The 12707-nt window shown below is 57.3% G+C and carries 9 protein-coding genes; 6 read left to right on the forward strand and 3 right to left on the reverse strand.

Translation table 11 applies throughout. The annotated features are described in order from the left end of the window. Positions 1 to 4: 4 nt before the first annotated feature. From HY868_18910 to mutS, 6 genes are all read left to right on the forward strand, one after another. Positions 5 to 2614, forward strand: a complete 2610-nt coding sequence (locus HY868_18910; GenBank protein MBI5304210.1) for an AAA family ATPase — start codon at positions 5 to 7, stop codon at positions 2612 to 2614. 228 nt (positions 2615 to 2842) lie between these two features. After that, positions 2843 to 3481: an SRPBCC family protein gene (locus HY868_18915; GenBank protein ID MBI5304211.1), complete on the forward strand. Its 639-nt coding sequence runs from the start codon at positions 2843 to 2845 to the stop codon at positions 3479 to 3481. A gap of 28 nt (positions 3482 to 3509) precedes the next feature. Then, positions 3510 to 4703 carry an efflux RND transporter periplasmic adaptor subunit gene (locus HY868_18920; protein MBI5304212.1) on the forward strand — a complete coding sequence of 398 codons (1194 nt, stop codon included), beginning with the start codon at positions 3510 to 3512 and terminating at the stop codon, positions 4701 to 4703. A 39-nt stretch (positions 4704 to 4742) separates the two neighbouring features. After that, complete coding sequence (locus HY868_18925; GenBank protein ID MBI5304213.1) at positions 4743 to 5447, forward strand: HlyD family efflux transporter periplasmic adaptor subunit; 705 nt, start codon at positions 4743 to 4745, stop codon at positions 5445 to 5447. Positions 5448 to 5483: 36 nt separating this feature from the next. Next, on the forward strand, positions 5484 to 7016 hold the full coding sequence (locus HY868_18930; protein MBI5304214.1) for a DHA2 family efflux MFS transporter permease subunit: 1533 nt from the start codon (positions 5484 to 5486) through the stop codon (positions 7014 to 7016). Positions 7017 to 7196: 180 nt separating this feature from the next. After that, positions 7197 to 9791, forward strand: coding sequence for a DNA mismatch repair protein MutS (mutS, locus tag HY868_18935; GenBank protein MBI5304215.1), 2595 nt, complete (start codon positions 7197 to 7199; stop codon positions 9789 to 9791). Between the two features lie 35 nt (positions 9792 to 9826). On the opposite strand, the gene HY868_18940 is transcribed toward mutS, so the two are convergent. The 3 genes from HY868_18940 to HY868_18950 all read right to left on the reverse strand — a co-directional run bounded on the left by HY868_18940 (position 9827) and on the right by HY868_18950 (position 12643). Further along, positions 9827 to 10528 (reverse strand): hypothetical protein, encoded by a 702-nt coding sequence (locus tag HY868_18940; GenBank protein MBI5304216.1) that lies wholly within the window; start codon positions 10526 to 10528, stop codon positions 9827 to 9829. A 78-nt stretch (positions 10529 to 10606) separates the two neighbouring features. Then, positions 10607 to 12148, reverse strand: a complete 1542-nt coding sequence (locus tag HY868_18945) for a hypothetical protein (protein ID MBI5304217.1) — start codon at positions 12146 to 12148, stop codon at positions 10607 to 10609. An 18-nt stretch (positions 12149 to 12166) separates the two neighbouring features. Continuing rightward, positions 12167 to 12643, reverse strand: a complete 477-nt coding sequence (locus HY868_18950; GenBank protein ID MBI5304218.1) for a hypothetical protein — start codon at positions 12641 to 12643, stop codon at positions 12167 to 12169. Positions 12644 to 12707 lie beyond the last annotated feature (64 nt).

Raw genomic sequence — 12707 nt, forward strand, 5'->3', positions numbered from 1 at the left:
GAGAATGCCAAGTCCTCTCCTCACGACCAAACTGCATATTCCTCCGGTGCGTCCTAACCTCGTCGCTCGCCCGCGATTGATCGAAAAACTGAACGAAGGGCTGACGCGTCCTCTCACGCTTATCTCTGCGCCGCCCGGTTTTGGCAAGACGACGTTGGTCACCACGTGGCTGGAGCAACAGTCTCAGACGGCGGCTTGGTTATCGCTTGACGAACGCGACAACGACCTCGCGCGCTTTTTGGCATACCTGATCGCCGCGCTCGAAACCGTACAAGCCGATGTCGGCAGACGCGCGCTCAACCGACTCGATACGCGACGGGTGCCACAGTTGGAATCGGTGATGACGCTCCTGTGCAACGACCTCGCGGTGAATCCGCGCGCGTTCGTTCTAGTCCTCGATGATTATCACCTGATCGAGGCGCAAACGATTCACGAAGCGATAACATTTTTGCTCGATCATCTTCCGTCGCCGCTGCATCTTGTCGTCGCCACGCGCGCCGATCCGCCGCTGCCGCTCGCGCGGCTGCGCGCGCACAGTCAATTGATCGAACTACGCGCGCCCGACTTGCGTTTTTCGGCTGACGAAGCGACAACATTTCTCAATCAACAGATGGGGCTGGGGCTGACGGCGGAACAGGTTGCCGCGTTGGACGCACGCGCCGAAGGGTGGATCGCGGGGCTGCAACTCGCGGCGCTCTCGATGCAAGGGCGTCAGGACATTGCCGCGTTCGTCAGCGCGTTTACGGGCAGTCATCGTTTCGTCTTGGATTACCTGGCGGAAGAAGTCCTGCAGAGACAAACGCCCGAGATTCAGAATTTTCTGCTGCAAACGTCCATCCTGGATCAGATGAACGGCGGATTGAGCGATGCGGTGACCGGGCGGAACGATGGCACGCAAACGCTGGCGCGACTGGAGAAGGCAAATCTCTTTGTGGTTCCACTCGACGATGCGCGACAATGGTATCGCTATCATCACCTCTTTGACGATCTATTGCAAAGTCGTTTGCGGGAATCGCGCGCCGAGCAAATCCCGGAATTGCACCGTCGCGCCAGTGCGTGGTACGAGCAAAACGGATTCGTCATTGAAGCCATTGACCACGCGCTTGCCGCACCGGATTTTGATCGCGCCACGCACCTGATCGAACAAGCCGGACTAGGGATGCTTTTGCACGGCGAAGATGCAACGATAGTCGAATGGATTGCGCGAGTGCCTGACGAATTGGTTCGCCAGCGTCCCCTCTTATCTCTTTGCCACGCCGCCGCCCTCACCAGCGCTGGCAAAATCGAGCTGGCGAGCGCGCACTTGGCGCAAGTAGATAATGCGCGCCTCGACGTGCAGACGCGCGGAATCGCCGATTTGCTGCAAACCGTCATTAGTTTCTACCGCACCGATTTGCCGCGTACCATTGAATCGCTGCAAGCCAAATTGGAATCGTCAAGAAATTCGAGCGCGCCTCTCGCCAATCTTCAAGCCGGGTTCGATGTGATTGTTCCTGCCTATCTCACGGTGGTGATCGTCATGCTGCAAATTGCAGCTGGCTTACTCCGCGATGCAACCGACGCTTGTTGCCGTGGACTCGAAATGACACATGCCGTCGCGGCGGATAGCCCCTGGAGAGTGGTTCTTGGGTTCCTCCATGTCCATTTGGCGGATTTGCTTTACGAATGGAATGAACTCAGCGCGGCGACGCAGCACGCCACGCAGGGAGTCGAGATTTGTCGCGCATGGCACAACGAGGAATTTGAATCCTATGCCCTCGTTCTCTTGTCGCAGATCAAACACGCGCAAGGCGATCCTACTGGCGCGTCCGAGTTGCTTGAAAAAGCCGCGCTGCCTTTGCGCGAACGTGAAATCAGCATGGAAGTGCAGTTCGTTCACGCGCGACAGGTGCGCTTGCTCATTGCGCAGAACCGCGTGGACGATGCCGCGCGGATCGTGGGCGAATTTCAAACCGACGATCAAACCTGCTTGAACATCGAGCAACCATTTGCATTTAAGGCTCATGCGGTCGTCCTCGCCCGCGCGCGGGTGCTGATCGTGCAGCGCGAATTTGAGCGAGCCGCGCTTTCGCTTCAAGTTTTATGCGAACGCGCGCAAGCCGACGTAGAGATCGGTACCTTGGTCGAGGCATCCGCACTGTTGGCGCTCGCGCGGCATGGGCAGGGCGACGCGGCGCAGGCAACGACCGCATTGATCCGCGCTCTCTCGCTCGCGGAACCGCAGGGGTACGTCCGGACGTTTGTGGATCTGGGCGAACCGATGCGAATTCAGATTTCAGAATTCAGACTTGAGATCGGAGAGAAAAGCGAAAAGGAACGGCTCGCAAAGTACGCTGACAAACTCTTGGCAGCATTTCCTCCTGTCGCTGAACTGCAACCAAACCCTGAATCTGAAATCTCAGATCTGAAATCTGAAATCATCAATCCTTTGAGCGAGCGCGAACTGGCAGTGCTCCGGCTGATCGCGGAAGGACTGACTAATCAGGAAATTGCCGAGCGGCTCGTTGTGACTCTGAGCACCGTCAAGTCCCACGTCTACAATATCTACGGCAAGTTAGGTGTTAGCAGTCGCACGCAAGCTCTCGTGCGTGCGCGCGAGCGCAAGTTGCTGTAATCAGTTAACCCGTTTAGACCCGGAAGGTTGTTGCCTCAAGCAACCTTCCGGGCTTTTTGTTTTTCCCCAGTTCGAGGGCTCGGTTTGACTCATACTTTAGTTCGATCGCTTCATCTCTACATTCATACTCCGGCTCAACCATTTACCTGATGACACTCAACCCCAAAATCCGTAAACTGAACGCAGAAAGAGAGACGTATGGATTGCCCCACGCATTACGAAATCCGAGTGGCTGAGCAGCTCGATGATCGTCGGGCGACATGGTTCGGCGATCTGGAGATCGTCCACGTCGCCGAATCCACCGGAACGATCCTTCGCGGTGTGATGGTGGATCAGCCCGCGCTCTTTGGAGTAATCGGCAAAATACGCGATCTCGGTCTGACGCTGATCTCAATTCAACGTTTGGACTCTGCGAATGGCGGTTTTGAAATGATGCGAATTGAACGCAGCATTACGCTAAGCCGCCCGGTCGATCAAGTTTTCGCATTTATGACAGACTTGCCGAATCTTGCTCGGTGGCAGTTAGGAACAGTTGAAATGAAAGAGATAACTCCTGGTCCGGTGAGGGTGGGAACACGGGTGACAATGGTGCGCCTGTTCTTGGGACAATGTGTCGAATCGAACTTGGAGATCACAGACCTTCAGCCGAACAAATCGTTTGCGATGAAAACCATCGCGAGACCAATGACGATGCGACTCGCCTACTCCTTTGAGTCGGTCGAGGGGGGTACGCGACTGGGCATGTTGGGCGAGTTAGATCCGAAAGGGTTCTTGAAACTCGCCGAACCGGTTGCCACGCAAGAGCTCAAACGTCAATTGGAATCCAATCTCGATAAGTTGAAGCGAGCACTCGAAACAGAAGCATGAGTCCAGATAGGAAATCTTGGAGGTGAATATGTTCAATCGCAAAACCAGGTTGGTGGCAACATTAACAATCATCGTGCTGGGAGTCACACTTCTGACTGTTGGCTGTCAATCTCTGTCCGTTAGCGCTTCCACAGCGACGCAACCCACACCAACAAGTACAACTCCGGCGAATCAACTGCCGGTCGCGCAACCTACGGCAGTTTCGCCGATGACTATTCAAGTGATGGGAATGTTTGTTGCGCCCAATCAGGCGGCGCTGACGTTCAAGGGCGGCGGGCGCATCACCGAACTGAGTGTCCAGGAAGGCGCAACGGTCAAGAAAGGGGATACGCTTGCGCTGCTGGATACGGTTGACCTGCAATTAGCGGTCCTCCATGCCCAAGCCGCGTTCGCGGGCGCGCAGGCGCGCCTGAGTCAAGCAAAATCGCCCGCCAACGATGCTGATATCGCAGCCGCGCAGGCGGTGCTTGACGCCGCGCAAAAGAACTACGACAAAGTCCGCGCCGGTCCAACCGCAAATCAGCTTGTCATGCTCAAGGCGCAAGCCGAGAATGCCAAAGCCACCGTGGATCAAGCGCAAGCCGCTTACGACCGGATCGGTGGGGCGAGCAATCCATTCATCGCGATGACGCCCCAATCTGCCACGCTGCAGCAAGCAACGAACAACTACAAGGCAGCGTTGGCGACAGCTAACGATGCAGCGACTCATCCAACCGACGTGGAACTCGCCACGGCGCAGGCACAACTGCAACAGGCACAAGCCGCGCGCGCGCGACTTGCACCGACAGCCGATAACATCGCCGCCGCGCAGGCGCAAGTCGATCAAGCGAAAGCCGCGCTCGCTCTCGCGCAGCAACAAGTCACGAACGCGACGCTCACCGCGCCGTTCGATGGCACGGTGATTTGGATCGGACCGCACGCTGGTGAAACGGTCGGACCCACCACGCCCATTGCGACGCTTGCCGATCTCACTCATCTTCAACTGCAAGGCAATCTGGATCAGATTTTTCTTGGACAGATTCAGGTCGGGCAAGTCGTGATGATTGTACCGGATGCGTTCAAAGGGAAAACGGTCACCGGGAAAGTGTCGCGGATCGGCTGGCTGGCGGCGACAACCGCAGGCGTCACCAACGTTCCCGTGACGATTGACGTTGATTCGAGCGATGTCCCGCTGCGTCCCGGTTTGAGCGCGACGGCGCAAATTCTGCTGCAGAACCAGTAGGGTAATCCATTTAGCCAAATCTGAAGGGAGGATATCAAAATGATTGAGAATGTTCAACTCAAAGAAGCGCAAGTAGATACGGGGCAGGCTTCACTGCTGCATGTCGCTAGTGAAAAGAAAAATGTCTCGCGCGTTCTCGCGAAAAATCCTCTGGTCGTCGGCATAGTTCTCGTCCTGGGTGTGATCGGTCTGCTCGCCGGATTCCGATATTGGCAAGACGCGCAGAGCAAGGTCTATATCGAGAAATCTGGGATTTCAGCGCCGGTCATTTCCGTGGGACCCGAAACCGCAGGAATTCTCAAGGCGCTCTTTGTGAAAGAAGGGGATCGCGTTTCTGTCGGTCAGCAACTTTTCAACGTAGGCGACCGCGTCACGAGCGCCCGCGCGCCCGGCATTATCACCATGATCCAAAACACGCCTGGGCAATTTGCAGGCAGCCAGACTGCCATCGTTCAGATGTACGATCCGAATCAGCTCCGCGTCATCGGTCACATTCAAGAAGACCAGGGACTGAGTGACATCCGGGTGGGGCAAAAAGTCATGTTCACGGTAGATGCTTATGGTTCGAAAGAATATCAGGGCACGATCGAGCGAGTTGCTGCCGCGGCAGACCAAGGGAACGTCGTGTTCAGCATCTCCGATAAAAGACAACAGAGCATCTTCTCCGTGACCGCGGCGTTCGACGTAAGCGCCTATCCCGAATTGAAGAACGGCATGTCGGCAAAGATGTGGGTGTCCAAATAATGCAATCAGAGGGAAATAAAGGAACTGAGGGAACTGATGGAAAACCAAAAAATACCGAGCGCACAAGATTCCTTGCGCTGGATGGTGCTTCTCACCGTCATCATTGCGACGGCGCTCGGCAGACTCGACCAAGTCGTCGTCAACCTCGCCATCCCCAAGGTTATGAGCGAGTTTTCAATCACGGTGCAAGACGCGGCGTGGATCGCCACGGCGTACATTCTTGCCAATTCGATTTTGGTGCCGGTGTGGGGCAAGTTGGGCGACACGATCGGCAGGAAAAGGGTTTACCTTTTCGGCTTTATAGTTTTCGTCGCTGGTTCGATGCTCGCCGGCATGGCGTGGAACCTGAGTTCGATGCTCGTGTTCCGCGTGATCCAAGCCGTCGCCAGTTCGGCGGACTATCCGACCGCGATGGCGATCATTGCCGTGACGTTTACGGACGTGAAAGAGCGCGCAACCGCGTTGGGGATCTGGGCGGCGGGTGCGGGCGTGGGCGGCGCGGTACTCGGTCCCTTGGTCGGCGGCTTGCTGATCGATACCTTTGGTTGGCGGTCGGTGTTTTACATCAATTTGCCGATCGGGTTGATCGGGATCGCGATGGCGCTGGTTTTTATCAAGGAATCGGTTTCGGAGCAGCCCACCAAGCAGTTTGACCTTGGCGGCGCGATCGCGCTTGGGACTGCGCTGGCGGCTTTGGTCTTGGTGATAGACAAGGGCAGCGATTGGGGCTGGCTCTCTACCAACAGTCTCCTGGCTTACTTGACGGTCGCAGTCTTTGGATTCATCTTTTACCGGATTGACCGAAACCATCCCGATCCGATCGTGGATTTCAAGTTCTTTAAGATCGAAGCGTTCGACAGCGCGCTGGTCAACAATTTTCTCGTTGCAGTGGAAATCAATGTCGGAATCTTTCTAATCCCGGTTTTCGCGCAGACCTTTCTTGGTTTTAGCGCGAAGGAGACGGGCTACATGTTCATCCCGATGGTTTTCGCTATGATACTTGGCACGGGCATCGGATCGCGATTTATCGGAAAAGTACGGATCAAGTACGTCTTGGCAATCAGTTCACTGATTGGCGCACTGGGTCCGCTGCTTTTGGCGATGACGCTCGATCCGCGTTCTACCGCCTTGGATTTGATATTGTCCTTGAGTATTCTAACTTTCGGTTTTGGCTTGGGTATGGCGCAGCGTATGAGCATCATTCCTGCCGTCGTGCCGACTAAAGAGGTCGGAGTCGCCTCGTCGGTTTTGATGCTCGTCCAGAATCTCGGCGGCGCGTTTGGGATCGCGGCGTTCTCCGCGATGCTCACTGGCGCGGCGGAAGACAGTGTGATCGCGCTTTCGAGGTACAGCATCGTCAACACCGTCAATCCCTTGCTGCGGGGCCAAGCTATGGTCTTGATGGGACTAAAAGCAAATATTGACGCCTACCGCATGATGTTCTGGTACGTGGCTCTCCTCGTCCTGGCGACTGCAGTCGTGGCGCTCGTCACCCTGAATATCAAAGATGAAATGGAAAAAATGAAAGGCATAGAGAAAGCTGGAGGCATGGAGATGGTTGCGGGATGAAATGTACCCGAGGTTCGAGCATCGCCTGTTCAGTTGGATCGTTGATAACGCGGTATTTTCGCGAGAGTCACGATGCAGACAAAAGCCCGCGCAGAATTGGTTTCGCGCGGGCTTTTGATTTTCCGTTCAGAAGATTAGCGTACTTGTCAGGTCTGACGAATTGCATTATTATTGCCGCCGATGACAACTCCTCTTCGCCAACAGTATCTCCGCATCAAACAACAATTCCCCGACACGCTTGTAATGTTTCGTCTCGGCGATTTTTACGAGACGTTCGACGACGATGCTAAAACGGTTGCGAGCGTTTGTAACATCGTGCTGACCGGGCGCGACATGGGTACGGGCAATCGCGTGCCGCTCGCCGGCGTGCCGTATCACGCAGTCGAATCGTACCTTGCCAAGCTCATTCAGGCGGGTCACAAGGTTGCGATTGTAGAGCAGACTGGGGATCAGCAAAAAGTTGAAGGAATTCCAGGGCGTACTTTAGAAACTCGTGCAGTGACGCGCGTCGTCACGCCAGGCACCGTCGTCGAGCCGAACTTGCTCGAAGAGAAACGTAACAACTATCTCGCCGCGCTCGTCGCCAGCCCAGACCGCGCCGGCATCGCGTACGCCGACATCACGACCGGCGCATTTGCCGCGACCGAAGTGTACGCGCGCGACGCGCGCCAAGAGTTGGATCGTCTCCACCCGGCGGAATTGTTGTTGGAAGTTGGAGTTTGGAAATTGGAAGTTGGAAATAACCAATTGCCAATCACCAACTACCACACTCCAGATTTAGATTCTGCGCGGCAAACGCTGCTCGATCATTTTCATGTCGCGTCGCTCGAGGGGTTTGGACTCGGCGCGATGCCATACGCGACGCGCGCGGCGGGCATGATCGTCCAGTACTTGCAGGACAATCAAAAAACCGCGCTCGCTCAACTCGTCACGTTCAAGACGTACTCGACGCAATCGTTCATGACGCTCGATCCATCCACGCGGCGCAACCTCGAACTCGTCGCGACGATTCGCGGCGGCAACGTCAAAGGGTCGCTCCTCGGCGTGCTCGACGAAACGCGCACCGCGATGGGCGGTCGTTTGCTGCGCGAGTGGCTCACCCAACCACTCCTCGATCTCGATGTGCTCAACGCGCGGCTCGATCACGTGGACGCGTTTTATCGCGATACCGCGCGCCGCGAATCTCTACGCGATTTGCTCAAGCGCGTGAGCGACCTCGAACGTCTGACGAATCGCGTTGCGCAAGGCATCGCCACGCCGCGCGATGTGGTCGCGATTCGCGCGAGTCTGGAAGTTGGACCCAAACTATTGCAGTTGCTGGAACAAACAGCAGGGGAGCAGGGGAGCAGGGGGGCAGAACACCCATCCGCAATTCGCAATTCGCAATTCGCAATTGATCCCTGCCCCGACCTCATCAACCTCATCGCGCGCGCGCTCGTCGCCGAGCCGCCGGCGAATCTGAACAATGGTGGCGTCATCGCGCCGGGCTACTCGACCGAACTCGACGGCATCGCGAGCGCATCGCGCAACGCCAAAGACTGGGTTGCGAATCTTGAACGCCAGGAACGCGAACGCACCGGCATTCGTTCGCTCAAGGTCGGCTACAACAAAGTCTTCGGCTATTACATCGAGATCACGACGTCGAACGTACCGCAAGCGCCGGCGGAGTACATTCGCAAGCAAACGCTCGCGAATGCGGAACGCTACATCACGCCCGATCTCAAAGAGTACGAGTCGCTGATTCTCAACGCGGAAGAACGCCTCGTCGAATTGGAGACGACGCTGTTCAAGGAAGTGTGCGCGCACATTGCCGGCGCGGCGTCGCGTTTGCTCGCGACCGCGCGTGCGCTGGCGGAACTCGACGTGTACGCGTCGCTCGCCGAGGTGGCGATGCGCTATCGCTACGCGCGTCCGCAGTTGACGCGCGACGACGCGATTCACATTGTCGCGGGACGTCACCCCGTCGTCGAGCTGACGTTGCGCGATGAGCCGTTCGTGCCGAACGATACGCGATTGTCGAACGACGAAGCGATTCACATCATCACCGGTCCGAACATGTCCGGCAAGTCCACGTTCCTGCGCCAGGTCGCGCTCATCACGTTGATGGCGCAGATCGGCTCGTTCGTGCCCGCCGAATCCGCGACGATCGGTTTGGTGGATCGGATTTTTACGCGCATCGGCGCGCAGGACGAAATCGCGGCGGGGCAGTCCACGTTCATGGTCGAGATGGTCGAAGCCGCGAACATTCTCACGCACAGCACGCGCCAATCGCTCATCATCCTCGACGAGATCGGACGCGGCACGAGCACGTACGATGGCATCGCGATTGCGCGCGCGATTGTCGAGCACATCCACAATCATCCCAACCTGGGATCGAAAACCTTGTTCGCAACGCACTATCACGAACTGATCGAACTCGAAACGTACTTGCCGCGTGTGCGGAATTACAACGTCGGCGTGTTGGAGCAGGGCGGGCGCGTGGTGTTTCTGCACAAGATCGTGCGCGGCGGCGCAGACAAATCGTACGGCATTCATGTCGCGCAACTCGCGGGGATTCCGAAAGCGGTGGTGCATCGCGCGGAACAAGTGTTGCAGGAACTCGAAGCGCAGCACGAAGAGACGCCAACGCGCGCCGGCGTGGGAATGCAACTTGCGCTCTTCGCGCAAACCGATCCGTTGCGCGAGGAACTTGCGGAACTCGACGTGCTTTCCCTGTCGCCGCTCGAAGCGTTGAACAAGTTGTTCGAGCTGGTAGAAAAAGCCAAGCAGAAATGAAAACCTGGCAGGTTTCTAAAACCTGCCAGGTTTCTTTATCGGTTGACTTTGAAATTCGCGCGCCCATTCCACGTAGCGTTGTTTTTGCCGTTCGCCTCCACGCGCAAAACGTAATCCCCATTCGCAATGACGGTATTCGTCCCAGGCCATTTCACATTCGGATCGCTGATGTTCAAGTACGGACATTGGTTCGAACCGCCAAAGATACAGAACGGCGCGTTCTGTTCCTCGCTGTCGAAAACCCACTGCAACGTATTTTGCGGTGTGCGACGAAACACGGTAAAGTACACATTGTTTACATCGCGTCCATCGGGACGATTGTTGCAGTTCGGCGCGCACGCGACCGCGCGAAAATTCAAAAACTTGCCTGTTTGTCCGCCGAACAAATACACATCCATGTTTCCGCCGCCCTGATCGAACACGGCGAGTTGCGGCAGGAACGGTGTGGCGGTTGGCGGCGGCGGCGGCGGCGGCGGCGCTTTCGTTGGAATGTTCGGCGTGGCGGTTGGCGGAACGAGTGTCTGGGTTGGCAGCGCCGTCGCCGCCGCGGGCTGGGTCGCTGTGGGAGGCGGAGTCTCAGTAGCGGGCGCGGGTGTTGCCGTGATGATGATCACGAACGGCGTCGCAGTCGGCGGCGGTGGTGTCGCGGTCACGACGATGACGACTGGTTGCGGCGGCGCGCACGCGCCCACTAGCAACAGCACACCGAGTATCGCTAAACCAATCGCGTGTCTCATTGCGCCACTCCTCGAAAAACCTTGCGAAGGCAGATCGGTTAAACCTTCGCCAGGTTGGCTGAATTCCCAAATAACGTCTTACGGTTTGTTCAGCGCGTTCTGCACGTCCGCGCGATAACGTTCGCAAAAAACGACCGCGCCTTGCACCAAGGTCGGATCGAAAATTTTCAAGTCCACGCATTTCCCGTACTGCTCGATCGCTTGCTTGAACGACGCCGCGCTCGCGGTCTTGTCGCCGGTCTGTTGTTGCGCGATGCCGCGTTCATAGTACGCATTGCCAAGCGTGAGGTATGCCTCGCCGAGCGAGCGCGGCTGATCCTTAAGGTTCGGCAATTCGGTCGCCGTGCGCTGAATCGCGTCGTCGAACGCACTGATCGCTTTTGCCCAATCGAATTTGTGCAAGTACGCTTCGGCTTGCAAAAAATGCGCGGTGCCGAGCGCGAGCCGGAGTTTGATCTGTGTTTGTTCTTCGTTCGCTTGCGCCGCGAATTTCAGCGCGAGGTCGTACTCCTCGAACGCGCGCGTGAGAAATGCCGGTTGCTCGATGCGTTGCGCCGCCGGTTGACGCAACGCGCGCAAACGATTCACGCCGCCCAAGCCGAAATGGGCGCGCGCGTACGATTCATTTTTCGCGCGCGATTGCTCGAACGCCGCTTGGGCTTGTGCGAGAAATTGTTCGATCTCGTTCGCGGCGTTCGGCGACTCGGCATTCTTTTTGTTCGCAAGGAAAAGATACTCGCGCCCGATGAAATAGTACACCGCTTCTTCGCCCGCGCGATTGTCCGTACCCTGGAGAATGCGTAACGCCTCTTGAAAGTGCGTGAGCGCGTCCTGGTGATCGCCGCGCAGGTCGAAAGTGAATCCGAACGCGATTTGCGCGAGCGCCTGTCGCCGCGCGATAAACGTCTTGTTCAACGCGAGACTGTCCGCCCACGTGCTGCCTTTTTCAGACGACAGGGGCATTGGGATCGGCGAGCCGAATTGGTACCGCCCGACGATCTCGTCCGCTTCGCCGGTCAGCGGCGCGACGTAGAACTCGGGAATGAAACTGGGAGGGAGTTGATCGGTCTGCAATGTGCCGTACACGATCATTTTTGCGCTAAGTTGGGTCGCCAGCGTTTTCGCCGCGTCCTGGCGCGCGTCGGGTGTGTTGCCGGCGACGAGCGGGATGCGCGCGCGAATTTGTGTGGGGAACATGCTGTCGTGCCACACGACCGGTTTGAACGGTCCTTGCAGACCCAGACCCAGCGGCAATAATTCATCGCGCAGGGTCGTGAAGACGAGACGACTGGAGATTTGTGAGTTCGCGGTGACGGTCACGCGTTGGTTCGCGCCCAGCTCGCCGAATTCCGCAACCGCGATGTTGAACAAGCCGGGCGGCATCTTGTCCGGCACCAAGTAGGCGTACGCGCCGAGCGCGCTCAACACGATGAACGCGACCACGCCGACAAACACCGGCACGGCGGGAATGACGAGCGTACCGATTTTGACGACGCGGATATTTTTGCCGACGACGACATCGCGCGCGCCTTCGCCGACGTTCGCGATGATCGTGTCGCCGCTTGTACGCGTGAATCGTTCGCGCAACCGCGCGAGCCAACCCGGTTTTTGTTCGGACAATGGATTACCTTTCGCCGATCACGCGGATGCGCTTGCCTTGCCTAGCCGGTCTTTCGCCCAATTGATGGCGATCTCGCCGGCTTTGCCGACAACCTTGCCCACCGCCGGCGTCGCGAATAAACCGACGACGGTCTCGGCGATCTGCGGCACATTGTCGAGCAGCCAATCGCCGACCTGGGTGATCGTGCTCGCGCTCGGCGTTTCTTTTTCGCCGGTCTTGGTCAACTCGCCTTGCAAGAGTTTCACTTGAAACTCCGCCATCTTTTTGGTGTTCACATCCACTTGGCTGCCCAACTTGCCGACCGAGTCGGACAGTTCCGCAAATTTTTTCTCGATGATTTCTTTATCGCCCGGGGTCGGCGCACCCAGGGTCGCGATCAAGGTCTGCTGAATGTTCTTGCCGACGGCGACGCCATGCGCGCCCGCGCCGATGTTCGCGATGATCGCGTCTCCGCCCACGGCTTTCGGTAGATCGTCCCACCATGCCTTGCCCATGTGTTCCTCCCTGAAAGACAAACGGACAGTCGCGATGAACGGACTGTCCGAGAAAAATGGTGTC

It is taken from the genome of Chloroflexota bacterium (assembly GCA_016219275.1).
Taxonomy (GTDB): domain Bacteria; phylum Chloroflexota; class Anaerolineae; order UBA4142; family UBA4142; genus JACRBM01.

What these genes read in the sequence shown, in the direction of transcription:
- HY868_18920 (MBI5304212.1), top strand. Translation starts at nt 3,510, where the DNA reads ATGTTCAATCGCAAAACCAGGTTGGTGGCAACATTAACAATCATCGTG.
- HY868_18930 (MBI5304214.1), top strand. Translation starts at nt 5,484, where the DNA reads ATGGAAAACCAAAAAATACCGAGCGCACAAGATTCCTTGCGCTGGATG.
- HY868_18925 (MBI5304213.1), top strand. Translation starts at nt 4,743, where the DNA reads ATGATTGAGAATGTTCAACTCAAAGAAGCGCAAGTAGATACGGGGCAG.
- HY868_18950 (MBI5304218.1), bottom strand. Translation starts at nt 12,643, where the DNA reads ATGGGCAAGGCATGGTGGGACGATCTACCGAAAGCCGTGGGCGGAGAC.
- mutS (MBI5304215.1), top strand. Translation starts at nt 7,197, where the DNA reads ATGACAACTCCTCTTCGCCAACAGTATCTCCGCATCAAACAACAATTC.
- HY868_18910 (MBI5304210.1), top strand. Translation starts at nt 5, where the DNA reads ATGCCAAGTCCTCTCCTCACGACCAAACTGCATATTCCTCCGGTGCGT.
- HY868_18940 (MBI5304216.1), bottom strand. Translation starts at nt 10,528, where the DNA reads ATGAGACACGCGATTGGTTTAGCGATACTCGGTGTGCTGTTGCTAGTG.